We start from the raw sequence: 25,741 nt of genomic DNA on the forward strand, positions 1-25,741 counted from the left end.
TCTCCTTATTTCACTTCCTTGAGGTGGAACAGCCGATGCTTGTCCACCGTGGTCTCGAAACCATCCGGCACGACGAAGGTGGTGGCGTCGGATTCGATGATCGCGGGGCCGACGATGTGGTTGCCGGCCTTCAGGCTTTCCATCTTCCACAGCGCAGCATCGACCCAGCGCTTGTGGCGGTAGAACGGGCGCGTGCCGAGGTAGGCTTCCTTGGGCGGCGTCGGGCCGGCGTCGGGGTCTTCCGGCAGCACCGGCTTTTGCGTGACGACCATGCCGCGCAGGATGGCGCCGGTGATCGAGAAGCCGAGTTCCGGCGAGCGCGCGCTGTTGGCATATACGCGACCGTAGGTGGTCTCGAAGGCATCGACGATCTGGTCCCAGTCGGCGGCGGTAGCGGCGCTGGTCACCGGCGAGACGATTTCCAGGTCGTTCAACTGGCCCATGTACTGCATCTTGTAGCCGGGGATCAGGATGACGTCCGCGGGCTTGTAGCCGTTCAACACGAACTCGTCGATCACCTTGACCGCCAGTTCGCCCCAGGCTTCCTGCAGCGTCCGGCAGGCGGCCGCCTTGGTTTCGGGGGCAGCGAGCTGGGCGACGCCGAGGTTGACCGACTTGTCGTAGCGGTACTCGAAGTCGGCGCAGGCACAGCCGAAGGCCGAGAAGCCGGCGGCCCAGGCCGGAACCACGACGTCCTTGAAGCCGACGCCTTCGGTGTAGCCGTAGGTATGCACGGGGCCGGCGCCGCCGTAGGAGAAGCAGGTGAACTCGGCCGGGTTGTAGCCCTTGGCGCTGATGTTGGCGCGCAGGTATTCGGACAACGTCAGATCGAGCAGTTCGATGACGCCGGCCGCCGCGTCTTCGACCGACAGGCCGAGCGGGTCGGCAATCTGCGCCTTGATGTGGTCGCGGGCGCGCTGCACGTCGAGCTTGATCGCGCCGCCCAGGAAGTTGTCCGGGTTGAGGTAGCCCAGCACGACGTGGCAGTCGGAGACCGACACGGTATCCAGCCCGCTTTCCGGCCAGCAGGTGCCGACGCGATAACCGGCCGAGTCCGGGCCGAGCTTGATCGACTTGCTGTACGGATCGAGGCGGACGAAGCTGCCGGCACCGGCGCCGACCGAATCCATGGCGACCAGCGGCAGCGACAACACCAGGCGGGCCATGTCGGGGTCGGACTTGATCGCGAAGTTGCCCTTGGTGATCAGCGCCACGTCGAAGCTGGTGCCGCCGATGTCGGAACAGGCGATGTTCTCGTCGCCGAGCGCCTCGCCCAGCAGCTTGGAACCGATGACGCCGCCGATCGGGCCGGAGACGATGGTGCGCGCCAGCTCCTTGGCCTTCCAGCTGATCGTCCCGCCGTGCGTGGCCATCACCCGCAGGTCAAACTTGGCGCCGTGCTTCTTGAAGCGGTCGCTGACCTTCTTCAGCGTCTGGCGCGACGGTTCGGCGCCGTAGGCTTCGAGGATGGTGGTGTTCATCCGGTGGCTTTCCTTGCGCGACGGGTAGTAATCGACCGAGGCGAAGACCGGGATATCGACCTTGAGCTTCTGCAGTTCGTCCCTCGCCACGTCGCGGGCGCGCTGCTCGCTGCTTTCGTTCTTGTGCGACTGGAGCAGGCAGATGACGATGGCTTGCGAGCCGGCTTCGACCAGTTCGCGGATGGCCTGGCGCACTTCGTCCTCGCGCAGCGGGATGACCACCTTGCCCTGCACGTCGGTGCGTTCGGTGACGCCGCGAGTCCGCGCGACCGGCACCAGCGGCTCGTCGTAGCGGTGGGTATTGAGGTGGATGCGATCTTCCAGCGCGTAGCCGAGGTAGCTCTGCAGGGCGCGGCCCATCGAGTGAATCTGCTCGAAACCCTTGTTGCAGATCAGGCCGACGTCGAGCCCCTTGCGCATCAGGATGCGGTTCAACATCGCGGTGCCGGAATAGACGCAGGTCGCCAGTTCCGGATAGACGTCGTTGACGCTGCGGTTCCAGTGCGCCAGCGCGTCCTGCGACGAGTTGAAGATGGCGAGCGACTCGTCGCCCGGATTGCTTTGCGCCTTGCCGACGACAAAACGGCCGTCGGCGCGGACAAAGAAGGTGTCGGTCATCGTGCCGCCGGCATCGATTCCCATCACCTGGACGGTGGATTGTTGTTGCATGTTGCCTCCTGTATTTGGTGTGTGCATGGGGGGCTTCCCCACGCCAGCTTCTTGGCAAGGGCCGGGCCAGGCCCTGCACACGGCCGTCCGCCACGCGAAAATCCGTTTGCGAATCAGTGGCTTGAAAGTACCAACCTGATGCCGCCCAGGCCCCCGCGCCGACTGTCCGCCACTGTCCGTTTTCACGACGAACGGACGCCGGTGTCCGGAATCCGGACACTTTTCCGGCGCTGTGCTGCGCCGCACAAGCCATTGATCCATAAGGAATTTATTGACATATCCCGACAAGCCGACTAGGGTTACGCAATGGTTTATCGCTTCACCTAATCAAAAACCAACAGCCAACGAGATCGACGCCCCATGCCTTTTTCCCAATGCGGCTCACTGGTTCCCCGGATTGGCGACGAGAACGTCGTCGCCACCGCCTGGGAACGTTTTCTGCAGGATCGGCCGTGGTCCGGCGGCGGCGTGCGCGACGTGGTCCTCGATTCCTGGCAGCGCTGCCGCTCGGAAGCCGTCGACCCGGCGCTGCGCAGCGCGCCGGGCGCGGCCAGCGAACGCCTGCGCCAGTTGCAATGGCAGAACCGCGACCTGTGCGCGGCGGCGCGCCCGGTGCTCGACGGCTTGCGCGACATCCTGCGCGAATGCGGCACCCTGATCATGCTGTGCGACCAGAGCGGCACCATCATCGACCTCAACGGCGAAACCCGGGCCCGTAGCGCCGGCGAGGACATCAACCTGGCGACCGGCGGTTGCTGGCGCGAATCGGTGATCGGCACCAACGCCATCGGTACCGCGATCGCCACCGCCGCCCCGGTGCAGATCTACGCCAGCGAGCACTTCTGCATGGACGTCAAGCGCTGGACCTGCGCCGCGGCGCCCATCCTCGACCCGCTGGCGCGCACCCTGCTCGGCGTGGTCAACGTCTCCGGCGTCAAGGAAAGCTTCCACGGCCATACCCTGGCCCTGGTGATGGCCGCCGCCAAGCAGATCGAGGGCGAACTGGCGCGCCACGACGGCCTCCTGCACGGCCGCCTGCTGGCCCGGGCGATCGACGATTTTTCCCGCTACGCGAGCGACTGCGTCGTCCTCTTCGATCACCGCGGCCGGGTGGTGAAGACCACCGGCAGCGTGCAGGGCGCCCGCGAACAGCACGGCGTCCGCCTGCCCTTCGAGATCGGCGGCCAGGTGCCGGGGCTGAACCTGGCGCAGCCGGAAATCGACCGCCGGCAGCAGCGCCCGGACTGGCTGCGCCCGGAATGGCAGCGCCTGATCCGCGACGAGGACGGCGAACTCGGCACCCTGCTGGTGATCCCGCTCGGCGCCGCGGCGCGGCCGGCCGCGCCGCCCCCTCCGAAAGCGGCGACGGCCGAGGCCGCCGATCCCTTCGCCGAAATCATCGGCAGCAGCGAGAGCCTGCGCATGGCCAAGAGCCGCGCCCGGCGCATCGCCCCGCTCGACCTGCCGGTGCTGCTGCTCGGCGAAACCGGCGCCGGCAAGGAATTGTTCGCCCGTGCCGTGCATCGCTCGGGCAGCCGTCCGGATGGCCCCTTCGTCGCCGTCAATTGCGGCGCCCTGACCCGCGAACTGCTGGCCAGCGAACTCTTCGGCTACAGCGAGGGCGCCTTCACCGGCGCGCGCAAGGGCGGCCTGCCCGGCAAGTTCGAGCAGGCCGACGGCGGCACCCTGTTCCTCGACGAAATCGGCGAAATGCCGCTCGACATGCAACCGCACCTGCTGCGCGTGCTGCAGGACGGCATCGTCGTCCGCCTCGGCGACACCCGCGAACGCAAGGTTGCGCTGCGCATCGTCGCCGCCACCAACCGCGACCTGCTGGCCGAAGTCGAGGCCGGACGCTTCCGCGAGGACCTCTTCCACCGCCTGTGCGTGGTCAGCCTGAAACTGCCCGCCCTGCGCGAGCGCCCGGGCGACATCGAGGCGGTGATCGCCCATCTCAACGAACGCCTGTCCCGCAAATACGGCTGCCCGCCGAAGCGGCTCTCGCCGGGCGTCGTCGAAGCCCTGTTGCGCTACCGCTGGCCAGGCAACATCCGCGAACTGCAGAACGTCTTCGAAGCGATGTTCGCCTTGAGCGAAGGCGAAGCCATCGACGACAGCCTGCTGCCGCCGCACATCGCCGCCGACATGCTGACCGCTCCGCCCGCCGCCACCCTGCCCGCCTTGCCCGGACGCCTGGAGGAACTCGAGCAGGAAGCGATCCAGCTCGCCATCAGCCGCGCCAACGGCAACGTCTCGCGCGCCGCGCGCGCCCTGGGCATCGCCCGCAGCACGTTGTACGTCAAGCTGGCGGCGATGAAGGAAGGCGCCGCGCGCTGAAGCTCCCCTGGCAGGAACGCAGCCTTCACGCTGCCGTAACACGCGAGCGGCAAGCTGATCTGGCAACGAGACCTTTCCCGCGAGGTTGTGATGACAGAGATGCTGTTTTGCTACTGCTGCCGCGTGCATCATGCCAAGAACGAGATGCGCCTGTTCCGGACCCGCCACGGTTATCGCTGGCGCTGCCTGCGCAGCATCGAAGCCGCCCGCCGCAATCACGGCGAGCGCGATGCCTTCGGCCGCCAACAGACGGCGCTCAATCGCGAGGCTGCCTGCCGCGCCGCCGAAAACCAATGGCGCCTGCGCCAACTTGCCGAGTCCTGACGCAGCCGCCGGCGACCTCGCCGGGATCCGCATCGCCCCCCTGGACACCGGCTGTCCAGCGCGGCTCGACGCCAGCATCGCCCTGCTCGTCGATGCTTTCGGCGATCCCCTGCGTTACGGTACCGAGCGCTTGCAACGGGAGTTGCAGGCAGCGGACCCGCTGTTCTACCGCCAGTTCTTCATCGCCGAAGCGGACGGACAAGTGCTCGCCTTCGGCGGTGTCAAGGCAGCCGACTGGGCGAGTCGGACCCATATCCTCTACCTGTCGGCGGTGGCGCTGGAAAGACGCGGCCAGGGACTGGGACGGGCGATGATCAAGGCGCGGGTTGACTGGGTGACCAGCAATTTCAAATCCGGCCGCATCCTGGTCTCGGCCGTCAAATCACGCCGCTTCAAGGACCATGGTTTCGATGCGATCCGCGACAGCGAGATTGACGGGCGGCAACTGCTGATGCGCCGCTTCTGAAGTCGCCCCGGACAACGGCACGCCGGCAGCATTTCCTCGCTCGCAGCGCCGAAAAAACCGATTGACATATTCCATGCAGCTACTAAGCTTGACGGCAATCGCCCGCGGAGGCGGTACGTCGACACCCACAGGAGGAGCCTCATGCTGTTCATCACCAGCCGCATGCCGACGGTCAACACGGAACCCGAACTGAACAAGGATTTCGTATTCGACCTGCAGAACAATTCGTCGAGCCGCAGCTTCTTCTGCTGCATCCGGCACAAGAAGGGGAAATACGAGGAAATCGGCAGCATGAACCTGCTGAAAGCCCTGAAAACGGCGAAAGTTCGGCAGGTGCTGGTGTATATCCACGGCTTCGCCAACCTGCCCGAGGATGTCTTCGCGGCAACCGAGGAGTTGCAGAAGCTGAGCGACAGGAAGAAGCCGGGCGAAGTCCTGGTGCTGCCGCTGGTCTGGCCGTGCGACGCCGACCTCGGCATCATCAAGGATTACTGGGACGACCAGAAGGCCGCCGACCAGAGCGCCTTCACCTTCGCCCGGGTGATGCAGCGTTTCATGGAATGGCGCAACTCGCTCGAATACAACCCGGAAGACGACCCCTGCCTGAAGCGGATCAACCTGCTGGCGCATTCGATGGGCAACCGGGTGCTGCGCCAGACGTTGTCCAACTGGCAACGCTACGACCAGCCGCAAGGCCTGCCGCTGCTCTTCCGCAACACCTTCATGGTCGCTGCCGACATCCTCAACGAGTCGCTGCACAAGGGCGAGGAAGGCGAACTGATCAGCCATGCCTCGCGCAACGTCGTCGTCTATTACGCCTCCGACGACCTGGCGCTGCGCGCCAGCAAGGTCTCCAACCTGAAGAACGGCGAGGCGTCGCGCCGGCTCGGCCACTCCGGACCGGAAGACATGGACCGGACGCCGAAGAACGTCTACGCCATCGATTGCGACGACGTGAATACGCTCTACGACCCGCCCAAGGGCCATTCCTATTTCCGTTCCGGGATCAAGAAAGGCCAGCCCGGCATCGTCTTCGAGCATATTTTCGAGACCCTGGTGAGCGGCCGCGTCTTCCCGAGCGAGGAATACCGCAAATCGAGCATCCTCAGCCTGAAGAAGGGCTGAACCCCCGGCCGGCGCACCGCTACGCCGGCCTTTGCCGGAACTCCGCGCAACGCGCGGATTCCGGCATTTTTTTCAGCGCCCGGCCAGGTAGGCGGCGATCTGTCCGGCCGGCATCGGCCGCGCGAAGTAATAACCCTGGAATTCCTGACAGCCGAGCGCGTTGAGCACGGCGAGCTGGGTCTGCTGCTCGACCCCTTCGGCGACGACGCGCAAGTTGAGGCTGTGTGCCAGCGAGACGATGGCGCGGGTAATGGCCAGCCCGCCGTTGCCGCTGTCGCATTCGAGGACGAAGGAGCGGTCCACCTTGAGGATGTCGATCGGGAAACGCTTCAGGTAGGCCAGCGAGGAATAGCCGGTGCCGAAGTCGTCCACCGCGATATCGACGCCCATCGCCTTCAGTTCGCCGAGCACCGCCAGGCTGCGCTGGACGTCGCCCATCAGCATGCCCTCGGTAATCTCCAGTTCGAGGTTGGCGGCAGGCAGCCCGGCTTCCTCGAGGACGGCACCGACCAGCGCCGCGAGGTCCTTCTCGCGGAACAGGCTGGGCGAGATGTTGACGGCAATGCGCAGGTCCGAATGACCGGCAGCGCGCCAGGCGGCGGCCTGCTGACAGGCCTGGCGCAGGACGAACCAGGTGAGCTGGCCGATCAGGCCGTTTTCCTCGGCCAGCGGAATGAAGCGCACCGGCGAGACGCTGCCGAATTCGGCGCTCTCCCAGCGCACCAGCGCCTCGAAACCGCAGGCGCGGCCACGGGCGTTGACCTTCGGCTGATAGACGACACTCAGCGCCTCTTCCTCGATCGCCCGGCGCAAGGCGGAATCGAGCGCCAGGCGCTCGCGGGCCTCGACGTTGAGGGTTTCGGTATAGAACTGGAACTGCCCCTTGCCCAGCTTCTTGGCGTGGTGCATCGCGGCGTCGGCGTGGCGCAGCAGGACGTCGAGGTCGACGCCGTCGTCGGGAAAGATGCTGACGCCGATGCTGCAATTGACGCGGACCTCCTGGCCGTCCAGCGTGATCGGCTCGGCGATGGCGTCCTGGATGCGGTGCAGGATGTGCAGGGTCTCGGCGAGACCGTCGTAGTCGCCGAGGATGAGGACGAACTCGTCGCCGCCGTAACGGGCGACGGTATCCGAATCGCGCAGGCAGGATTTGAGCCGGCGGGCGACTTCGACCAGCAGCTTGTCGCCGGCGCCGTGGCCGAGACTGTCGTTGACCAGCTTGAAGTTATCGACATCGACAAAGGCCAGACTGCCCTTGGTACCGCGCCGGCTGGCCAGACGCACCACCTGCTGCAGGCGGTCCTGCAACAGGTTGCGGTTGGGCAGGCCGGTCAGCGGGTCGTGCGTCGCCTGGTACTCCAGTTGCTGGCGATAGTGGTACTGGGCGGTGATGTCCTCGACCGTGCCTTCGTAATACAGCGGCTCGCCACTGGGGCTGCGGACGACGTGGGCGTGCTCGGAAATCCAGATGCGACTGCCGTCGCGGCGATAGACCTCGGATTCGAAATCGCTGACCCGGCCATGCTCACGCATCAGCGTCTCGAACTCGTCGCGGCGCCCTGGCTCGACATAGAGATCGCCGGCGATGTCGGACAGGCCAGCGATCAGTTCGGCAGCCCCGACGTAACCGTAGAGCTGGGCCAGCGCGCGGTTGGCGGCGATGTAGCGGCCGTCGATCGAGGTCTGGAACATGCCGACCACGGAATCTTCGAAGATGCTGCGGTAGCGCTGCTCGGCGTCGCTTAGCTGGCGCTGGCTGAGAACCTGGTCGGTGATGTCTTCGACGAAACCTTCGAGCACCCGCCGCCCCTGCTCGTCGAGGACGATGGCGCCGCGTTCGAGCACCCATTTTTCCGAACCGTCGCGGTGCACGATCCGGTACTGCACCCGGTAACGGGCGACGCCGTTCATCGCTTCGACGATCCGCTGACGCACCGGCAGACGATCCTCCGGATGGGTGATCGCCTCGTAGGACACCACCTTGTTGTATTCCAGTTCGTCCGGGCAATAGCCGGTCAGCTCACGGCTACCGTCGCTGACGAAATGCATCGTCCATTGATCGTCGATGGCGCAGCGGAAAACCATGCCTTCAAGGTTATGGACCAGGACCTGCAAGACGCGCTCGCTGTCGATCCTGTTCCAGACCGATTCGCGGCGTTTGCGCAGTACGGGAAGAAAGCCGGGGGAAGATGCCTGGTCGTTCACAATCGTAAATCTCGGTTAATCCGAAACACTGTTAAGCAAGATACTTGCCAGCCACAGAATCCGCGAATTCGAGCGAATTTGCGACTCATCAGCGGAAAAACGACAAAATCGCGCCCCATCTTGGTGCGGCGATTCACCGCTGAGTGGCGCCGGGCACACTACCCGGTCAATGTATAATCCGCGTTTTGCATTTGAATGAATTGAATCGACATGGAAGCCGAACAGCTCAACAGTATCGCCAACAAACTCGACGACCTGGCGCAGCGCGCCGACGAGTTACGGAGGTATCTTTGACTACGATCACAAGCGCGAACGCCTGACCCTCCTCAACCAGGAGATGGAAGATCCCAAGATCTGGGACGATCCGAAACGTGCCCAGGAACTGGGCAAGGAAAAGAAATCGCTGGAGGACATCGTGCTCGTCCTCGAAGCCGTGGACAGCGGCGTCAATGACGGTCGCGAGTTGTTCGCCATGGGCAAGGAAGACGGCGACGACGACACCCTGCTCGCCGTCGAGGCCGACAACGCCGAGCTGGAAAAGAAGCTCGCCGCCCTCGAATTCCGCCGCATGTTCAGCAACCCGTCCGACCCCATGCCCTGCTTCCTGGAAATCCAGGCCGGCGCCGGCGGCACCGAAGCGCAAGACTGGGCCGCCATGCTGCTGCGCATGTACCTGAAGTTCGGCGAAAAGAAGGGCTTTACCGTCGAGGTCATGGAAGAGTCGGAAGGCGACGTCGCCGGCATCAAGAGCGCCACCGTCAAGTTCAGCGGCGACTACGCTTACGGCACCCTGCGCACGGAAACCGGCATCCACCGTCTGGTGCGCAAGTCGCCGTTCGACTCCAACGCCCGCCGCCATACCAGCTTCACCTCGGTCTTCGTCTTCCCGGAAGTCGATGATTCCATCGAAATCGCCATCAACCCGGCCGACGTGCGTACCGACACCTACCGCGCCTCCGGCGCTGGCGGTCAGCACATCAACAAGACCGACTCCGCCGTGCGTCTGACCCACGTCCCGACCGGCATCGTCGTGCAGTGCCAGAACGACCGTTCGCAGCACCGCAACCGCGACGAAGCCTGGCAAATGCTGCGCGCCCGCCTCTACGAGTTCGAACTGCGCAAGCAGCAGGCGGAGCAGCAAAAGCTGGAAGACGCCAAGTCCGACATCGGCTGGGGCCACCAGATCCGCTCTTACGTGCTCGACCAGAGCCGAATCAAGGACCTGCGCACCAACCATGAGACCGGTAACACCCAGGCCGTACTCGACGGCGACCTCGACACCTTCATCGAGGCCAGCCTGAAACAGGGCGTGTGACCACATCAGGAGAAAACCATGCGCTTGGTCGACCTCCGTATCAGCCACTACAAGAGTCTGTCAGACATTGCGCTGACCGATATTCAACCGGTCACGGTACTGGTGGGCTGCAACGGGGTCGGCAAGAGCAACCTGGCCGATGCCCTGCGTTTCCTGCGCGACGCGGTCGTCCAGGGTCTGGACCATGCCGTCAGCACACGAGGCGGCATTGGGCTGATTCGGCAGTATTCGCCAAGGAAGCCGTACCAGGTTTCGTTCGATTTTGGTTTTGCCGAAGATGATGACGAAGCCTTTACTGCCCGCTATCAACTGACGCTGACCAGTTTGCGGGAAGGCAACTATAGAGTGGAGCGGGAACGTTGCGAATGGCTTCAAGCAATGTCGCCGATATTCGACCCCGAAGGAAAGTTGATCGAGTTAGGCCATCACCGGATGCGCTTCGAACGCAATGCAGCAGGTGAAGTCAAGCCAGACATGGAAATTGAGGGAAAGCCTTTCCAACTTGAAAATCAAACTCTTATCCATCCTGAAAATCTTGCATTTGGACAGCAGTTTTTCAACGAGAGACTGATCGCCACCAACTACTTTGGCGGCACATCACTCCGCGACTTCATCCTCAACTTCCGCTTCTCCGCCATCTACCCCAACACCCTGCGCCAACCTGCCCCGCCCGACACTGACCCCATCCTCAAGGAAAACGGTGCCAACTGGGCGTCCATCCTGCGCAACATGAAGAAGACCAGCCGCGGCAAGCAAGCCTGGGAACAGGTGCGGGAGATGATGCAGGTGGTCATGCCGCAACTGGAGGACATTTCGCCAGTGGCGGTCGGCGGCTTCATCCTGCCCCGCTTCAAGGTGCGCGAAACCAGCGGCGAGGCGCATCTGTTTGACCCCTCGCAAATTTCCGACGGTACCCTGCGCATCCTCGGCATCCTGCTCGCGCTTTACCAAACGCCGCATCCCTCGCTGATGGTCATCGAAGAGCCGGAACAGACCATCAACCCGGCGCTGCTCGCCGTACTGGCCGACGCCTTCCGCGAGTGTTCGGAACGCACCCAGATTCTGATCACCAGCCACAGCCCGCATCTGGTCGACCTCTTCCCGACCGAGAACATCCGCGTCGTCACGATGCAGGACGGCGAAACGCGCATCGCGAAAATCCGCGCCAGCCAGCAGGAAGCGATCAAGGAACACCTGCTCAGCCTGGAGCAGATCATGGCGGCGGAAGGACTACAGCCGGAGGACGCCTGATGCGTCCGCTGCTGCTCATCGTCGAAGGCCACGGGGACGAAAAAGCCGCCCCGATACTGGTGCGCAAGATTCTTGAGCAGCACAACCGTTACGACATCATCCTCCGCCCGACGCAGCGGCGCGGCGAATACCCGGCAGTCGCCAAGAACTTCAAGAACTTTTTCCTGGCAGCAATCAAAGAGCGTGCGCCCATCCTCTGGATCATGGATTTCGACGCCAAAGGCCATGATTGCCCCTACCGGGAAGCAACCAACCTGGTAGGACTCGCCGCTCTACTGCGCCCCGACTGGCCGATCGCCTTCGCCTTCCTGGTCAAGGAATTCGAAACCCTGTTCCTGCACGACGAAGCCGCCACCCGGGCAGTCTTCAGCGACATCCCCAAGCAGGTTGTTTTCCCTGAGCAGCCGGAGCACATACGAGGCGCCAAGGAATGGTTGAGCGAGAAAAGGCCCAAGGGCATGGCCTACAAGGAATCCGTTCATCAGCAGAAAATTGCCGCGCACCTGGACATCGACCTGCTACGCCAGAAATCGGCCGACTTCGCCCATCTGGAACGCGCGCTGCTCAAGCTGATCGATGCCGAAATTCCCGCCTGAAACCGGACAGGTAACCGCCAACCTGTTCGCCGGATTGCCGTCGGCCGCGCTGGCCGACGAGCAATTCGCGACAATTCTGCAGCGCCCGGGACTACGCATAGAGCGCATCGTCTCGACCGGCCAGGCCAGCCCGGAAGGCTTCTGGTACGACCAGGACGACGGCGAATGGGTGGTTCTGTTGCAGGGCGAAGCGAAACTGCGCTTTGCCGACGAAGCCGACGCCCGCCATCTGCGGGCCGGCGATTGCATCGACATCGCCCCGCATCGCCGGCATCGCGTCGACTGGACGCCGAGCGACCAGGTCACGGTCTGGCTGGCGGTCTTCTATCGTGCAACCGGCGTCACGCCCGGCCCGGCAACGCCGGTCACGCCTCGTCCGGCGTGAGTTCCATCGTCAGCAGCGTGACCGGGGGGCGCTCGAAACGACGCATCAGCTGGCCCCACCAGCCTCCACCCTGCTGCCGCAGGTAAGTCGGCGCCTGTTTTTCAAGCGCATCGACCATGACCCGATGATCGGCTGCAAGCGGGTCGATGAAGGTCAGCATGTCGCCCGGTTGCATCATCTTCTCGAACAAGGCCAGCAAGGCGTTCCGGTGCGCCGTCTCGTTGCTCGCCCGCAACAGGATGCCGGCACGCATCGGCGCACCACCCGGGACGATTGCCGACACGTGCATGCTGCGAACATCGCTGGCGGCCTCGCAGTAATCGAGCGCACGCTTCACATAGACATTGAGCTGTTTCAGGAATTGATTGTCCGCCGCTTCGTTCCGGGTCTGGGGAGCGTTCTCCAGTTGCATGAGTTCGCGCAGCAGCATCAATTGCTCGTGGGTCACCGCCTCGCTGGCCTCGCCATCGACCACGGCGACGTCCATTTCCTGCTGGTGCGCCAGCATCGCAACAACGGCGAGGGGATAGTTCAACAGTTCATCTTCCGGGTTTAGCCGGCGCGCCTGCTGTTCGTCGACATAGGTGAAGAGGACCGGCCGATCGATTCCATCGACCTCGGCAGCGGAAAACGAAATTGCCACCTGACCGCTGGGATGAGCCTGCGTCTGTCCGGGCATCCATAGCGGCTGGAACCAGCCGTCGGCCTTGAACTGGTTCATGTTGCCCACATCGGGGTCGGCGAGAAGGGCGCGAAGATTGTTCAGCAGCGGATGCGTTCCGGTCATGTCGATTCCTGAAAAATGTGAATGTCATTTTCAAGTATCAATGAGCCATCGCTGGCGGTCAATCGAATCCGCTACGCCAGCGCATTCCCGCCCCCGCAGGATCTCCCGCCCCGGCGGTTCGCCTTCCGGCCGGATCAGGCGGCAAGTGCGTGACCGAGGGTGCGCAGCGCAATGCCGATGCAGGCGCCGAGCGCCGCCGGCTTCCACACCTTGGCAACGCGCGGCCCGGCCGAGATCAGCACGGCAACGCCGGGCAGATCGAAAGGCGAGATCAGGAAACCGGCGCTGGCGTTCAGGAGTTCGACGCTGACCTGACCGGCGCGCAGCATCTCGTCCATCACCCCCATCATCGCCGTGCCGCCGGCCAGGTACTTGGTCAACGCCGGCAGCACCAGCGCTCGATCGATCGCCAGCGCATCGAGCAGCGGCGCCAGCAAGGTCGTCAGCAGGTCGATCGCGCCGAAAGTGCGCAGCGCAGTGACCACCACCAGCGACAGCACCAGCATCGGAATCGCCCCGACCGCCAGCTTGAAGGCCTCGGCGCCGGCCCGGTTGATCACGTCGAGCACGCCCTTGGCGCTCTCCGCCAGCGGGTGCGAGAGGTGTTCGTTGACGACGCCCTCAGCCGCCGACAGGCCGCGTCCGAACAGGTACCAGGTCGCCGCCGCCGCGCCCAGGCCACCGATCAGCGACCACAGCAGGGTCAGGCCGATATCGAGGCCCATCGTCATCATCGGCAGCGCCGCGTTGGCCTGCGCCATCGCGAAGACCATCGCCAGCGTCGCCGCGATGTGGCGGTCCGAGGCACCGCGCTGGTCCATCATGGTCAGCGTCGCCATCGGCGCCGCGAAGCTGACGAAATTGATCTGCACCGCCGCGAACACGCCCAGCCCGGTCAGGCCGAAGGGTTTCAGCAAGGGCGCCAGTTTCGCCACCACCCAGTCGAGGGCCCCGCGCGCCTCGAGCAGGCGCATCAGCGACAGCATCACCACCATCACCGGCAGCAGGATGAACAGGGAAAGCTCGACGGCGGAGCGGCCAGCCTTGAGAAGTATTTCGATCAGGATTTCCATGGGGCGGAATTATGGCATTGCTTGGTGGAGCACTGTTTTCCGCCCTGGCGACCGGCCAGCCACTTTGCTTTCCCCTCCGCCGGGTTCCGCCGTTGACCGGCGGGCGGCTTTGGTTTTTTGACCGCTGGGTTCCGCGCCTCCGAACCAAAGCCGTCCCCGCCGCCTCAGGCGCCGAGCCCGCCGCCCAAATAACCAAGCCCCTCCGCCAGTCAGCGGCACAAAACAGCGCCCCTTTCCCTTGTCCCTCCCCCCCGAATCAGCGAAAATCCTTCCTTTCGCGCGCCACCGCGCCAAACCCCGATTTCCCCAAGGATTCCCCGATGTCCAACGCCGAACAGCAACCAGACGAGAACCACATCATCGCCGAGCGCCGCGCCAAGCTGGCCGAGCTGCGCCAGGGTGGGGTCGCCTTCCCGAACGACTTCCAGCGCGAGAACACGGCGCAGAAGCTGCACGACGGCTACGGCGAGAAATCGGCCGAGGAACTGGAAGGCCTGCCGGTCGAGGTCAAGGTCGCCGGCCGCATGATGTTGAAGCGGGTCATGGGCAAGGCCTCGTTCGCCACGCTGCAGGATGTTTCCGGCCGCATCCAGGTCTATGTCGCGCGCGACAAGGTCGGCGAGGAAAGCTACGCCGCCTTCAAGGGCTGGGACCTCGGCGACATCCTCGGCGTCGTCGGCACCTTGATGAAGACCAAGACCGGCGAGCTGACCATCGCCGCCACTGAAATCCGCCTGCTGACCAAGTCGCTGCGCCCGCTGCCGGACAAGTTCCATGGCCTGGCCGACCAGGAAATGAAGTACCGCCAGCGCTACGTCAACCTGATCATGAACGAGGAAACGCGCTTCACCTTCCGCGCCCGTTCGGCGATCGTCTCGTCGATCCGCAACTACATGTGCGGCCACGGCTTCATGGAAGTCGAGACGCCGATGATGCACCCGATCCCCGGCGGCGCCGCGGCCAAGCCCTTCGTCACCCACCACAACGCGCTCGACATGCAGCAGTTCCTGCGCATCGCGCCGGAGTTGTACCTGAAGCGCCTGGTCGTCGGCGGCTTCGAGAAGGTCTTCGAGGTCAACCGCAACTTCCGCAACGAAGGCTTGAGCCCGCGCCACAATCCCGAATTCACGATGATGGAGTTCTACGAGGCGTATGCGAACTACCACACGCTGATGGACTTCACCGAAGGCCTGATCCGCCACGCCGCGCGCGAAGCGCTGGGCAAGGAAGTCTTCATCTACCAGGGGCGCGAACTCGACCTCTCCAAGCCCTTCCACCGCTTGACCATCACCCAGGCGATCCAGCGCGAACAGCCGTCGTTCTCCGACGAACAACTGGCCGACGCCGAGTTCCTCAAGGCCAAGATCGTCGCCTTCGGCGAGAAGGTCAAGCCGGGCGGCCTCGGCAGCCTGCAGCTGCAGCTATTCGAAGCCTGCGCCGAAGCGCAGTGCTGGGAGCCGACCTTCATCATCGACTACCCGGTCGAAGTCAGCCCGCTGGCTCGCGCCTCCGACAGCAACCCGGAAATCACCGAACGCTTCGAGCTGTTCATCGTCGGCCGCGAGATCGCCAACGGTTTCTCCGAACTGAACGACCCGGAAGACCAGGCCGCCCGCTTCCAGGAACAGGCCAAGGCCAAGGATGCCGGCGACGAGGAAGCGATGTACTACGACGCCGACTACATCCGCGCGCTCGAGTACGGCCTGCCGCCGACCGGCGGCTGCGGCATCGGCATCGACCGGCTGATCATGCTGCTCACCGACAGCCCGGCGATCCGCGATGTGATTCTCTTCCCCCAAATGCGTCCCGAGTAAGGCATGGCTGCGCTTGGCGATACGGCGTTGCATCCGGCCTTGCATAGCGCTGCTATGCGGCGGCCGGCTGCGCCTTGTCTCGCCTGCGCTCGCTCATGCCTTGGAGGCGTCGATCAACAGTTGCGCAAGATCGACTGATGCAGATCCGCCAGCTCCAGGTTGCCCGCGACGCCGTTCAGGATCGCCTGACCCTGCGCGTGGCGACGCAGGCGAACGAGGAATACCGGGTGTGGATCACCCGGCGCTATCTGCGCGAATTGTGGCCGCACCTGACGGCGATGCTCGCCGGGCATCTCGCTTCCCGGCCGCGGCCGGCGTCCGAGGCGCCGGCCAAGGCGGCGCAGGCGAGTTTCGAGCAGCCGTTCAAGGAAGACAACCCGCTCTATCCGCTGGGTTCGACGCCACTGCTGGCCAGTGAGGCGACGCTGGCCGAGGCGGGTGAAGGCCTGGCTCGCCTGACTTTGCGCGAAGGTCGCGAACGCGCCTTCAACCTGAACCTCAACGCCGAACTGATGCAGGCGCTGTGCGCCATGCTGCGTGCGGCGGCCGATCAGGCCGCCTGGGATCTCGCCCTCGACTACGCGCCGGCGGCACCCGGGGAAACGCCGGCCATGCCGGCTGGCGACAAGAAGCCCGGCCTGCTCCACTAGTGGAAGCGCTGCGCCCCGCCCGGCTCGAATTCGCCGACGACGGCACCCCCTGGTCGAGCGCCTACGGCGATGTCTATCACTCGGCCCACGGCGGCCCGGCGCAGGCGCGCCACGTCTTTCTCGGCGGCAACGAACTGCCGCAGCGCTGGCAGGGACGCGACCGCTGCGTCATCCTCGAAACCGGCTTCGGCCTCGGGCTGAACTTCCTCGCCACCTGGCAGGCCTGGCGCGCCGACCCGCAACGCTGCCGGCGGCTGCATTTCGTTTCCTTCGAGAAGCATCCCTTCTCCGCCGCCGACCTCGCCATCGCCCAGCGCGCCTGGCCGGAGTTCGCCGAACTGGCGGCGCAACTGCAGGCCCGCTGGCCGCTGCTGACGCCGGGCGTGCATCGCCTTTTCCTCGACGACCGGCAGGTCATCCTGACCCTGTTCTTCGGCGACGCGACGACGCAGTTGCGTCAGCTCGACGCTTCGGTCGACGCCTTTTTCCTCGACGGCTTCTCGCCGGCCAGGAACCCCGAACTGTGGACGCCGGAACTGTGCCGCGCGCTGTCGCGCCTCGCTGCGCCGGGCGCCACGCTGGCCACCTGGTCGGTTGCCGGCCACGTCCGGGCGGCGCTGGAAGCCGCCGAGTTCGACCTGGAAAAGCGCCCCGGCTTCGCCGGCAAGCGGCAGATGCTGCACGGCCGTTTCCGCTCGCGCCGCCCCGACCGCCACCGCCCGCCGACCGAACGACGCGCCATCGTCATCGGTGCCGGCATCGCCGGCTGCGCCACGGCCAGCGCACTGGCCGGCGCCGGCTGGCAGGTCGAAGTGATCGAAAGCGCGGCGACGCCGGCCACCGGCGCCTCCAACAACATAGCCGGGGTGCTGCGGCCGCTGCCCAGCGCCGACGACAACCGTCTGTCGCGCCTGACCCGCGCCGGCTACCTGGCCACCCGCGCCCTCCTGCAGACGTTGCCCGACGCCCGCTGGTCGCCGTGCGGCGTGCTGCATCTCGGCCGCGACGCGGCACATGAAGCGACCCAGCGCCGCGTCGTCGAGCGCCTACAGCTGCCGCCCGAACTGCTCCAGTTCGCCGCCGCCGACGCCGTTGCCGAACGCCTCGGCCGACCGGTGGAAACCGGCGGCTGGTGGTTCCCGCAGGGCGGCTGGGTCAATCCGGCCTCGGTCTGCCGCGCCGCGCTGGCGGCTTTTCCGGAGCGCATCGCCACGCGCTACGGCGTCGCCGTCGACCGCCTGGAAAGAACGGACGACGGCTGGCGCCTGCTCGCCGCCGACGGCAGCGAGATCGCCCGCGCGCCAGTGGTGATCCTGGCCGCCGGTGCCGGCGCCACGCATTTTGCGCAGTTCGCCGGCCAGCCGCAGAAAGGCGCCCGCGGCCAGGTCAGCCACCTGCCGGCCGCCAGCATCGCGCCGCTGCCGCACGTCGTCTGCCGCCACGGCTACCTGATGCCGGCCATCGACGGCATCTGCCTGACCGGCGCCACGCTGCAGCCGGGCGAAGCCGATCTGGCGCTGCGTCCGGCCGACCACGCCGAAAATCTGGCCCGCCTGCAGCGCAGCCTGCCCGGCTTCGCCACCGCCATCGACCCGGCGACGCTCACCGGCCGCTGCGGCGTGCGGCCGATGTCGCCCGACCGCCTGCCCATCGTCGGCCCGCTGCCCGACCTCGCCGCGCTCAAGGGCCAGCCCCGCCTGCCGGCCCTGCCCCGCCACCCCGGCCTGTGGTGCGTGCAGGGCTTCGGCGCGCGCGGCATCGTCTGGTCGGCGCTGATGGCCGACCTGCTGCTGTCACGCCTGGAAGGCGAGCCGCTGCCGCTGGAGAACGACCTGGTGGACGCCGTCGATCCCGGCCGTTTCCTGCTCAAACCGGCCAGCCGGCTGCAGGAAGACGACGGCTTCGACGACCGCACGTGAAACCGGCATAAGCTTAGCTGCCGATGTTATTGGCAGCCCGCCGAAGGCCCGGTTAAGCTAGCCGGGCTCCTGTAAACTTCACTTTTTTTCAAACACAAAAGAGAGACACGCGGATGAAGATCGAAACCCTCGCCGTTCATGGCGGCTACAGCCCGGACCCGACGACCAAGGCAGTCGCCGTGCCGATCTACCAGACCACCTCCTACGCCTTCGACAGCACCCAGCACGGTGCCGACCTGTTCGACCTCAAAGTCGCTGGCAACATCTACACGCGGATCATGAATCCGACCCAGGACGTGCTGGAAAAGCGCGTCGCCGCGATGGAAGGCGGCGTTGCCGCGCTGGCCATGGCCTCCGGCATGGCGGCGATCACCGCCTCGATCCAGACGATCGCCGAGGCTGGCGACAACATCGTCACCTCGTCCACGCTGTACGGCGGCACCTACAACCTGTTCGCGCACACGCTACCGCAGTACGGCATCGAAGTGCGCTTCGCCGACTACCGCGACCCGGATGCCTTCGAAAAACTGATCGACGCCAAAACCAAGGCCGTTTTCTGCGAATCGGTCGGCAACCCGCTCGGCAACGTCGTCGATTTCGAGAAGCTCGCCGAGGTCGCCCACAAACACGGCGTCCCGGTCATCGTCGACAACACCGTGCCGTCGCCCTACCTGTGCCGCCCGTTCGAGCACGGCGCCGACATCGTCGTCCATGCGCTGACCAAGTACCTGGGCGGCCACGGCAACTCCATCGGCGGCATCATCGTCGATAGCGGCAAGTTCCCGTGGGCCGAGCACAAGCAGAAGTTCAAGCGCCTCAACGAGCCGGATGTGTCGTATCACGGCGTCGTCTATACCGAAGCGCTCGGCGCCGCCGCCTATATCGGCCGCGCCCGCGTCGTGCCGCTGCGCAACATGGGCGCCGCGATCAGCCCGTTCAACGCCTTCCTGATCCTGCAGGGTATCGAAACGCTGGCGCTGCGCATGGACCGCATCTGCGACAACTCGCTGAAGATCGCCCAGTTCCTGCAAAACCATCCAAAGGTCAGCTGGGTCAACTACGCCGGCCTGCCCGACCACAAGGACCACGCGCTGGTCCAGAAGTACATGGGCGGCCGCGCTTCCGGCATCCTCAACTTCGGCGTAAAAGGAACGAACTGCGGTGGGCGCGAAGGCGGCGGCAAGTTCCAGGATGCCCTGCAACTGGTCACCCGCCTGGTCAATATCGGCGACTGCAAGACGCTCGCCTGCCACCCGGCGTCGACCACGCACCGCCAGCTGTCGCCGGAAGAACTGGCCAAGGCCGGCGTTTCCGAAGACATGATCCGCCTGTCGGTCGGCATCGAGCATGTCGATGACCTGATCGCCGATCTCGATCAGGCGCTCAACGCCGCCTGAGCGCAGTAGCGCAGGAACGCGAAACCCGGCCCCAGGCCGGGTTTTTTCATGCTTTGGCGGCGGCCTCGTCCCACTCGTCGAGCGCGGCGTGGACATCGCCAGCGAAGCGGACCAGGCGCTCGCCGAGCACGCCGGCCGAGGCAATTGCCTTTGCCGCATCGCCGTTGCGCGCGGCAAACTGCACTTCGGCGGCAAGCAGACTGATGCCGACAACTCCGATCGTCGCCAGCGATCCCTTGAGCGAATGGGCCAGCGCCTCGAGCGCCGCCAGATTTCCCTCGGCAAGCAGCCGGCGCAGTTGTACCGGATCGTCGGCGTGGACACGGACGAAGGAGAGCAGCAGGTGCGCCAGAAAATCGCGCTTGTTGCGTGTGACCTGCAGTCCCTTGTCCAGATCGAGGTCGGCAATCCTGGCCAGCCTGGCGTCCAGACCAACATCGCCGGCCGCGGCTGTGGCCGGCTTTTCCGGCGCAGCCGCCGGGGGGATATCAGCTGCCGGCAACCATTTCTGGAGAACCGAATACAGGGTTTCCGGCGCGACCGGCTTGGCGATGAAATCGCTCATGCCGGCTTCCAGGCAATGTTGACGGTCTTCCTCGAAGGCGTTGGCAGTCATGGCGATGATCGGCACCGCGGCGCCGCCGGGCAGGCGGCGAATCGCCCGGGTCGCCTCGATGCCGTCCATCTCCGGCATCTGCATGTCCATCAGGATCAGGTGGTGATCGCCGGCCCGGAACATTTCCACGGCCTCGCGCCCATTGACTGCGACATCGCCTTTCAGGCCCACCGCTTCGAGCATGTCGAGCGCCACTTCGCGGTTGATCTCGTTATCCTCGGCAAGCAGCAATCTGGCTCCGGCAAAGCGCTGCAACAGTTCATCACCCGCCCCCGCCGACTGCGGCAAAGCCCGGGCCAGCGCCGCCGGATCGCCGCCCCGTAGCCTGGCCGAAAACCAGAACAGGCTTCCCTTGCCGGGCTCGCTGACGACGCCGACCTCGCCTCCCATCAGTTGCGCCAGGCGCCGGGTGATGGTCAGGCCAAGACCGGTGCCGCCATACTTTCTAGTCGTCGAGGCATCGCCCTGCTCGAAGGCTTCGAACAGCGTCGCCTGTCGTTCCGGCGGAATACCGATCCCGCTATCCTCGACCTCGAAACGGACGTGCAGCACCGCGCCCTCGGTCGCCACGAGCACGCTGCGGATGGTGATGCCACCGCGCTCGGTGAATTTGACCGCATTGCCGGCGAAGTTGAGCAAGCCCTGGCGCAGACGGGTCGGATCGCCCCGCAGGCAGCGCGGCACATCGCCGGCGTCGGTGCTGACGGTCAGTCCCTTGCGGTACGCCGCCTCGGCGATCAGCGTGCGCACCTGGGACAGGATGTCGTCGAGCGAGAAATCGGTTTCCTCCAGTTGCATGCGACCGGCCTCGATCTTGGACAGGTCGAGGATGTCGTTGATCACGGTGAGCAGGTGCTGCCCGGCGGCTTCGATCTTGCGCAAGCGCTCGCGCTGTTCGAAATCGAGCGGCGTCCGTTGCATCAGGCCGGTGAGGCCGATGATCGCGTTGAGCGGAGTCCGTATTTCATGGCTCATGTTGGCCAGAAAACGGGTCTTGGCGGAACTGGCGACGCGCGCCTGCTCCATCGCCACGGTTCGCTCCTTGAGCATCAGTGCCAGGGAATCGCGGCTTTCGCGCAGGCTCTGGTCACGCTGGCGGATTTCGTCGAGCATCACGTTGAAACCGGCGGCCAGGGTGTCGAGTTCCCGGATCCGGCTCGACTCGGCGCGCAGGCCGAAGTCGCCGCGCTGCGAGACCTGCTCCATCAGGCGCGTCAACTCGGCCAGGGGATGCAAGGCGCTGCGACTGAGGCGCCGCAGAAAATGCTGGCCGGAAAGCAAGGCAAGCGTTGCCGCACAGACGATCACCAGTACCTGGATCAGCATCTGCCAGTACAGTGCGCCGAGGCTGGCACGCAGGTAAAGGCTGCCCAGCGACTGTCCCTTGTACTGTATCGGTTGCAGCAGTTCGACATGGGCGCCAAGATAATCGATGCTCTCGCCGACTGCCGGCATCTCCGGCAGCTTTTCCACGGCAACGCTCCGGTAACTCGCGAAGGACTGTCCGGCATCGTCGTAGACCACGGCCGCCTGCACCTGAGGCGCATGCTCGAGTGAGCGCAGCAGCAATGCGGCGTCGTCAACGTTGCGAAATACCAGGCTGGCGCTGAGATTCTCGGCCAGAACCGCAGCCTGGCCGCGCTGCGCGTGCAGCAAGGCGGAAAGTCCGAGAACGAAATTGCTGGCAACGACAATCAGCGCGAACAAACCGAGCACAATCGCCAAGATGCGCCGATTGATCCCGGCCAGTCGCTGGGCAAGGGGCATTGCCGGGCGCACTTCCATGCTCATTGCAGTACCTCGCTGGCCAGACGCAGCAATTTGGAGCTCAGGGTCAGGGAACGACTGCGCGCCTCGCCGAGGTTGGCCCGGAACACCAGCTTGCCCTGCACCATTTCCATGTTGAGGATGGCGCCACGGGGAATGCTCCCCGCCGATTCGACCACCGTCAGCACCGGCCGCTTGCCCAGATGCTCGGCAACGCGCGCCAGATTGCCGATGGCCGCCTGGCCGACGAATACCACCTGACAAGCATCGAGGGCCTCGACGCTGCTGACGCGCAGAATCGCCAGGCTGCTGCTGCCGACCATGCGCCCTTGCAGGGAATCGATGTCCCGACCGAAAGGATCGGGGCCGTAAATGCACAGGTTGAGCACGCGGGAAACGGGTTCTGGCCAGGTTGTGAAAGCAATGAAGTTGTACAGCACGCCGGCCTTGAGCTGATACTCGGTAAAACCCTGGCCGAGCGCGAACGGCGCCGGCAGGCAGAGAGTCAAGGCAAGAAGGGCGTGGATCAACCGAGGCATCAGAAGCGGAAATCCATCTTGAGCAGAATGCTGCGTCCGTCCTGGACAAAGGCGTCCTGCCAGTTGCTGTCGGCAGCGGGATGGCGGTAACGGCGGTCGAACAGGTTGCGCACCGCGAGCGACAGGTCGACGCCGCGGATCCAGCCCTCGGCGCCGAGATTCAGATGCGAGAGGCTGTAACCGCCCAAGCTCGTGCCGTCGAGCGTGCGCCGCGAGCTTTCGACGCGGTACTCGTAACCCAGCCGCAGACCATGCCAGGGCAAGGGATAGACGACATTGAGCCGGCCCAGCCAGCGCGGCGAATTCTCCAGCGCCCCCCCGTCCTCGTAAGCAACGTGCTGGTAGGAAATGCTGCCGCGCAGACGAATCCCGGAAGACCAGTGGCGGGCCATCGACACTTCGACGCCGCGTGCTTCGATCGGTTCGCCGGAACGGTATTGCGTCAGGCCACTGAGCGGATCGCTGGTCAGCGCGATGATGTCGCGCAGACGCCAGCGGTAGAGCGAGGTGCGCAGGCTGGTGCCGCTGGCCAGCCGATGATCGGCAACCAGTTCGTAAGTATCGACGGTTTCGCCGCCCAGCCCGGGATTGGCGATCTGGGCGACGGCATCGTCGTAATCGCGCTCGTAGGCGTTCGGCGCGCGATGGGCCCGCCCGTACAGCAGTTTCAGCGTGCTCGCCGGCGAAGCCTGCCAGATCAGGCCGAGACGCGGGCTGATCTGGTTGCCGGCAGCGTCGTTGCGGTCGGCGCGCAGGCCGAGGATCGACGTCCAGCGCTCGGCGAACTGCCATTCGTCCTGGAAATAGACACCGCGGCGCAAGCCGCTGCCACGGATCAGCGTATCGACCCCCACCGTTCCCGGGTCGTCGTTGCTCTGCACGATCCGCCGGTTGTTCTGCCACTCGGCGCCCAGCATCAGCTTGTGGCCGGCGACGCCGGTGTGAAGCAGGCGCAGTTCGCCGCCGTACCAGTCGCTTTCGCCGCGGGACAGGTTGGGCACGCCACCATAGATGAAAATCCCGTCATAGCGCTGACGCCCCTGGAACAGGCGCCCCAGGACCTCCAGGCGGTCATCCAGATAGCTCTGCCGGTACTGCAACTGCAGCAGGCTGTAGAGGTCGCGCTGGTACTGCCCGTTCGCCATCGCGTCGCCAAAGAAGGAAGCCGTCGGATCGGCCTTGCGCCGCTTGCCGCTGGCAAACTCGGCCGACCAAGGACCGCGGGCGAGACGGGCAAAGATCTCGCGGTCGCGCTCGCCATCCTGGCCGGCAACCCTGCCGGCCAGATCGCTGCCTCCCGGGCCGGCGCCGGGATAATCCATGCCCAGGGTCTGTCCATCAGCCCGCAGGCCGGAGAGCGAGACCATGGCGTCGATGCCGTTGTCCAGGCGGCGCCCCCAGCTGACCCGGGCCTCGCGCTGCCCGCCCCGCTTCCCCCAGGCCAGCGAGGCTTCGCCACCATCGAGGCTGGCACCGTCCCGGGTAATGATGTTGACCACGCCGAACATCGCATTCTGGCCGTACACAGCGCCGCCAGGACCGCTGATGAACTCGATGCGCTCGATCAGGTCGATGTCGATCGGCAAGTCGCGGCCAACCGTTCCGCCATCGTAGAGGGTGTCATTGACGCGGTTGCCATTGACTGCGACAAGGACCCGCGTCAGGTAGTCGCCGGGCAGGCCGATGCCACGCGTGCCGATGGTGCTGTATTGCCGGTCATAGGAGAGATAGATGCCGGGCAGGCTGGCCAGCGCCTCGTCTATCGTCCGCCAGCCGAAAGCCTTGATCTCGTCGCGCGTGATGACGCTGGCGGCGGCCGCGACCTCGCTGCCCTTCTGCGGATATTTTGCCGCGCCGACGATCGTCACCTCGAGCAGATCCTCAAGGCTCAAGGCCGTCGCGTCGGCCTGCTGCCCGGCTGCCGGTGTCGCCGCGGCAACAGCAAAAAACAGTGCCGGCAAGCGTGCACCGAACCTGAGCCACCGCATTTCCGCTCCTTTTTATAGTTTTAGTACCGCTATTGTATTGCTTGGGCGGCTGAAAACCAGTCGCCCCGGCAGGCCCCGATTGATTTGGCCGCCAGCCAGCCTGATTTCGCGGCCAGTCTGCGCGAGCTGGCCGCGGCAATTGTTTTTCCGTAAACGACGGGCAAACGGCCCGCCGCTTGCCCGGAGAATACCGATCAACTCATGCATAACAGATTTAATTAATCATAACTACATGATTTTTAAAATAAATCGCCTTGTGTTGACTTAAATCATATGCAAAAGAAAGCACCCACCGAGAATAGCCCGGATCGTCCAAACGATCGTTTGACGCAGTGCAACAAAACCAAACCAATTCGAGGGAGCGCGTATGCAACAGCAAATCACTGAAACCAAGATCGTCATGTCCGACCCCACTGCGCTGGGGGTATTCGGTTTGTCGATGGTCACCTTCGTCGCCGCATCGGCCAAGATGGGCTGGACCAGCGGCGTCGCCTACCTGATTCCGTGGGCGCTCTTCCTCGGCTCGATCGCTCAGATCTGGGCGTCGATGGTCGACTTCAAGAAGAACAACTATTTCGGCGCCATCGTCCTCGGCGCCTACGGCCTGTTCTGGATCGCCGTCGCCATGCACTGGGCGATCAGCCTCGGCTGGCTGGGCGACGTCGGCGCCAATGCCGACCCGAAACAACTCGCTTTCGCCTGCATCGGCTATTTCATCTTCTCGCTCTTCATCATGGTCGCCGCCTTCGAAGCCAACAAGGTGTTCGCCGTCATCCTGGTGCTGATCAACGTCCTGCTGCCGTCGCTGGCGCTGTCCATCCTCGGCGTGAACAAGGAACTGTTCGGGGCGCTTGCCGCCTGGTCGGAACTGGGCATTTCGCTGCTCGGCTTCTACGCCGCCGGCGCCGTCTTCCTGAACAACTTCTTCGGCCGCACCCTGCTGCCGCTCGGCAAGCCGCTGGGCCTGATCAGCAAGGGCGCGGCGCCGGTCGTCACCCCGCTGCCGACCAAGGCTGCCGCCTGAGACGCCACAACGG

20 protein-coding genes are annotated in these 25,741 nt (G+C 65.0%); 13 read left to right on the plus strand and 7 right to left on the minus strand.

The features are described from left to right. Nucleotides 1–5: 5 nt before the first annotated feature. Nucleotides 6–2,150, minus strand: coding sequence for a hydantoinase/oxoprolinase family protein (locus AC0KWY_RS05185; RefSeq protein ID WP_474028575.1), 2,145 nt, complete (start codon nt 2,148–2,150; stop codon nt 6–8). A 360-nt stretch (nt 2,151–2,510) separates the two neighbouring features. Between AC0KWY_RS05185 and AC0KWY_RS05190 the strand changes: the two genes are divergently transcribed. From AC0KWY_RS05190 to AC0KWY_RS05205, 4 genes are all read left to right on the plus strand, one after another. Further along, nucleotides 2,511–4,487 carry a sigma-54-dependent Fis family transcriptional regulator gene (locus AC0KWY_RS05190; RefSeq protein WP_474028576.1) on the plus strand — a complete coding sequence of 659 codons (1,977 nt, stop codon included), beginning with the start codon at nt 2,511–2,513 and terminating at the stop codon, nt 4,485–4,487. A gap of 90 nt (nt 4,488–4,577) precedes the next feature. After that, on the plus strand, nt 4,578–4,811 hold the full coding sequence (locus AC0KWY_RS05195; protein ID WP_474028577.1) for a hypothetical protein: 234 nt from the start codon (nt 4,578–4,580) through the stop codon (nt 4,809–4,811). Further along, complete coding sequence (locus tag AC0KWY_RS05200; protein ID WP_474028578.1) at nt 4,798–5,277, plus strand: GNAT family N-acetyltransferase; 480 nt, start codon at nt 4,798–4,800, stop codon at nt 5,275–5,277. The genes AC0KWY_RS05195 and AC0KWY_RS05200 overlap by 14 nt, the downstream gene beginning before the upstream one ends. 141 nt (nt 5,278–5,418) lie before the next feature. Continuing rightward, nucleotides 5,419–6,402: an alpha/beta hydrolase gene (locus AC0KWY_RS05205; protein WP_474028579.1), complete on the plus strand. Its 984-nt coding sequence runs from the start codon at nt 5,419–5,421 to the stop codon at nt 6,400–6,402. Nucleotides 6,403–6,474: 72 nt separating this feature from the next. On the opposite strand, the gene AC0KWY_RS05210 is transcribed toward AC0KWY_RS05205, so the two are convergent. Beyond that, complete coding sequence (locus AC0KWY_RS05210; RefSeq protein WP_474028580.1) at nt 6,475–8,607, minus strand: sensor domain-containing protein; 2,133 nt, start codon at nt 8,605–8,607, stop codon at nt 6,475–6,477. 210 nt (nt 8,608–8,817) lie between these two features. Here AC0KWY_RS05210 and prfB point away from each other — a divergent pair. From prfB to AC0KWY_RS05230, 4 genes are all read left to right on the plus strand, one after another. After that, nucleotides 8,818–9,922, plus strand: a protein-coding gene (gene prfB, locus AC0KWY_RS05215) for a peptide chain release factor 2 (RefSeq protein ID WP_474028581.1) whose coding sequence is annotated in 2 segments (ribosomal slippage) — nt 8,818–8,898 and nt 8,900–9,922 — 1,104 coding nt in all. Because the reading frame shifts where the segments join, the coding sequence is not laid out codon by codon here. An 18-nt stretch (nt 9,923–9,940) separates the two neighbouring features. Next, nucleotides 9,941–11,173 carry an AAA family ATPase gene (locus AC0KWY_RS05220; RefSeq protein ID WP_474028582.1) on the plus strand — a complete coding sequence of 411 codons (1,233 nt, stop codon included), beginning with the start codon at nt 9,941–9,943 and terminating at the stop codon, nt 11,171–11,173. Next, on the plus strand, nt 11,173–11,769 hold the full coding sequence (locus AC0KWY_RS05225) for a DUF4276 family protein (protein ID WP_474028583.1): 597 nt from the start codon (nt 11,173–11,175) through the stop codon (nt 11,767–11,769). Before AC0KWY_RS05220 ends, AC0KWY_RS05225 begins: the two co-directional genes overlap by 1 nt. Then, nucleotides 11,750–12,154, plus strand: a complete 405-nt coding sequence (locus AC0KWY_RS05230) for a cupin domain-containing protein (RefSeq protein WP_474028584.1) — start codon at nt 11,750–11,752, stop codon at nt 12,152–12,154. The genes AC0KWY_RS05225 and AC0KWY_RS05230 overlap by 20 nt, the downstream gene beginning before the upstream one ends. Here AC0KWY_RS05230 and AC0KWY_RS05235 read toward each other — a convergent pair. Together AC0KWY_RS05235 and AC0KWY_RS05240 are read right to left on the minus strand one after the other, a co-directional pair. After that, the gene (locus AC0KWY_RS05235; RefSeq protein WP_474028585.1) at nt 12,135–12,941 is read right to left on the minus strand and encodes a hypothetical protein; all 807 of its coding nucleotides are present in this window, start codon (nt 12,939–12,941) and stop codon (nt 12,135–12,137) included. The two genes, AC0KWY_RS05230 and AC0KWY_RS05235, sit on opposite strands and share 20 nt — an antisense overlap. A gap of 134 nt (nt 12,942–13,075) precedes the next feature. Continuing rightward, nucleotides 13,076–14,014, minus strand: a complete 939-nt coding sequence (locus tag AC0KWY_RS05240) for a nucleoside recognition domain-containing protein (protein WP_474028586.1) — start codon at nt 14,012–14,014, stop codon at nt 13,076–13,078. Nucleotides 14,015–14,334: 320 nt separating this feature from the next. Here AC0KWY_RS05240 and lysS point away from each other — a divergent pair, with 320 nt between their 5' ends. The 4 genes from lysS (at nt 14,335) to AC0KWY_RS05260 (ending at nt 19,794) form a co-directional block, all read left to right on the plus strand. Then, the gene (gene lysS / locus AC0KWY_RS05245; RefSeq protein ID WP_474028587.1) at nt 14,335–15,828 is read left to right on the plus strand and encodes a lysine--tRNA ligase; all 1,494 of its coding nucleotides are present in this window, start codon (nt 14,335–14,337) and stop codon (nt 15,826–15,828) included. Nucleotides 15,829–15,965: 137 nt separating this feature from the next. Next, nucleotides 15,966–16,478, plus strand: a complete 513-nt coding sequence (locus tag AC0KWY_RS05250; protein ID WP_474028588.1) for a hypothetical protein — start codon at nt 15,966–15,968, stop codon at nt 16,476–16,478. Next, the gene (mnmC, locus tag AC0KWY_RS05255) at nt 16,478–18,397 is read left to right on the plus strand and encodes a bifunctional tRNA (5-methylaminomethyl-2-thiouridine)(34)-methyltransferase MnmC2/FAD-dependent 5-carboxymethylaminomethyl-2-thiouridine(34) oxidoreductase MnmC1 (RefSeq protein WP_474028589.1); all 1,920 of its coding nucleotides are present in this window, start codon (nt 16,478–16,480) and stop codon (nt 18,395–18,397) included. The genes AC0KWY_RS05250 and mnmC overlap by 1 nt, the downstream gene beginning before the upstream one ends. A gap of 113 nt (nt 18,398–18,510) precedes the next feature. Next, nucleotides 18,511–19,794 carry an O-acetylhomoserine aminocarboxypropyltransferase/cysteine synthase family protein gene (locus AC0KWY_RS05260; protein ID WP_474028590.1) on the plus strand — a complete coding sequence of 428 codons (1,284 nt, stop codon included), beginning with the start codon at nt 18,511–18,513 and terminating at the stop codon, nt 19,792–19,794. A gap of 46 nt (nt 19,795–19,840) precedes the next feature. Here AC0KWY_RS05260 and AC0KWY_RS05265 read toward each other — a convergent pair whose 3' ends face one another. Genes AC0KWY_RS05265 through AC0KWY_RS05275 form a run of 3 tightly spaced genes read right to left on the minus strand, consistent with a single transcriptional unit; the run spans nt 19,841 to nt 24,704 of the window. Further along, the gene (locus AC0KWY_RS05265; protein ID WP_474028591.1) at nt 19,841–22,201 is read right to left on the minus strand and encodes an ATP-binding protein; all 2,361 of its coding nucleotides are present in this window, start codon (nt 22,199–22,201) and stop codon (nt 19,841–19,843) included. Further along, the gene (locus AC0KWY_RS05270; protein WP_474028592.1) at nt 22,198–22,716 is read right to left on the minus strand and encodes a YfiR family protein; all 519 of its coding nucleotides are present in this window, start codon (nt 22,714–22,716) and stop codon (nt 22,198–22,200) included. The genes AC0KWY_RS05265 and AC0KWY_RS05270 overlap by 4 nt, the downstream gene beginning before the upstream one ends. Beyond that, on the minus strand, nt 22,716–24,704 hold the full coding sequence (locus tag AC0KWY_RS05275; protein ID WP_474028593.1) for a TonB-dependent receptor plug domain-containing protein: 1,989 nt from the start codon (nt 24,702–24,704) through the stop codon (nt 22,716–22,718). The genes AC0KWY_RS05270 and AC0KWY_RS05275 overlap by 1 nt, the downstream gene beginning before the upstream one ends. Nucleotides 24,705–25,071: 367 nt before the next feature. Here AC0KWY_RS05275 and AC0KWY_RS05280 point away from each other — a divergent pair, with 367 nt between their 5' ends. Then, nucleotides 25,072–25,728: an acetate uptake transporter gene (locus AC0KWY_RS05280; RefSeq protein WP_474028594.1), complete on the plus strand. Its 657-nt coding sequence runs from the start codon at nt 25,072–25,074 to the stop codon at nt 25,726–25,728. The last annotated feature ends 13 nt before the right edge of the window (nt 25,729–25,741 follow it).

It is taken from the genome of Azonexus sp. MM2026_4, assembly GCF_055901855.1.

What these genes read in the sequence shown, in the direction of transcription:
- AC0KWY_RS05270 (WP_474028592.1), bottom strand. Translation starts at nt 22,716, where the DNA reads ATGCCTCGGTTGATCCACGCCCTTCTTGCCTTGACTCTCTGCCTGCCG.
- AC0KWY_RS05220 (WP_474028582.1), top strand. Translation starts at nt 9,941, where the DNA reads ATGCGCTTGGTCGACCTCCGTATCAGCCACTACAAGAGTCTGTCAGAC.
- lysS (WP_474028587.1), top strand. Translation starts at nt 14,335, where the DNA reads ATGTCCAACGCCGAACAGCAACCAGACGAGAACCACATCATCGCCGAG.
- AC0KWY_RS05195 (WP_474028577.1), top strand. Translation starts at nt 4,578, where the DNA reads ATGACAGAGATGCTGTTTTGCTACTGCTGCCGCGTGCATCATGCCAAG.
- AC0KWY_RS05250 (WP_474028588.1), top strand. Translation starts at nt 15,966, where the DNA reads ATGCAGATCCGCCAGCTCCAGGTTGCCCGCGACGCCGTTCAGGATCGC.
- AC0KWY_RS05240 (WP_474028586.1), bottom strand. Translation starts at nt 14,014, where the DNA reads ATGGAAATCCTGATCGAAATACTTCTCAAGGCTGGCCGCTCCGCCGTC.
- AC0KWY_RS05225 (WP_474028583.1), top strand. Translation starts at nt 11,173, where the DNA reads ATGCGTCCGCTGCTGCTCATCGTCGAAGGCCACGGGGACGAAAAAGCC.
- AC0KWY_RS05280 (WP_474028594.1), top strand. Translation starts at nt 25,072, where the DNA reads ATGCAACAGCAAATCACTGAAACCAAGATCGTCATGTCCGACCCCACT.
- AC0KWY_RS05275 (WP_474028593.1), bottom strand. Translation starts at nt 24,704, where the DNA reads ATGCGGTGGCTCAGGTTCGGTGCACGCTTGCCGGCACTGTTTTTTGCT.
- AC0KWY_RS05260 (WP_474028590.1), top strand. Translation starts at nt 18,511, where the DNA reads ATGAAGATCGAAACCCTCGCCGTTCATGGCGGCTACAGCCCGGACCCG.
- AC0KWY_RS05265 (WP_474028591.1), bottom strand. Translation starts at nt 22,201, where the DNA reads ATGAGCATGGAAGTGCGCCCGGCAATGCCCCTTGCCCAGCGACTGGCC.
- AC0KWY_RS05235 (WP_474028585.1), bottom strand. Translation starts at nt 12,941, where the DNA reads ATGACCGGAACGCATCCGCTGCTGAACAATCTTCGCGCCCTTCTCGCC.
- AC0KWY_RS05205 (WP_474028579.1), top strand. Translation starts at nt 5,419, where the DNA reads ATGCTGTTCATCACCAGCCGCATGCCGACGGTCAACACGGAACCCGAA.
- AC0KWY_RS05185 (WP_474028575.1), bottom strand. Translation starts at nt 2,150, where the DNA reads ATGCAACAACAATCCACCGTCCAGGTGATGGGAATCGATGCCGGCGGC.
- AC0KWY_RS05230 (WP_474028584.1), top strand. Translation starts at nt 11,750, where the DNA reads ATGCCGAAATTCCCGCCTGAAACCGGACAGGTAACCGCCAACCTGTTC.
- AC0KWY_RS05190 (WP_474028576.1), top strand. Translation starts at nt 2,511, where the DNA reads ATGCCTTTTTCCCAATGCGGCTCACTGGTTCCCCGGATTGGCGACGAG.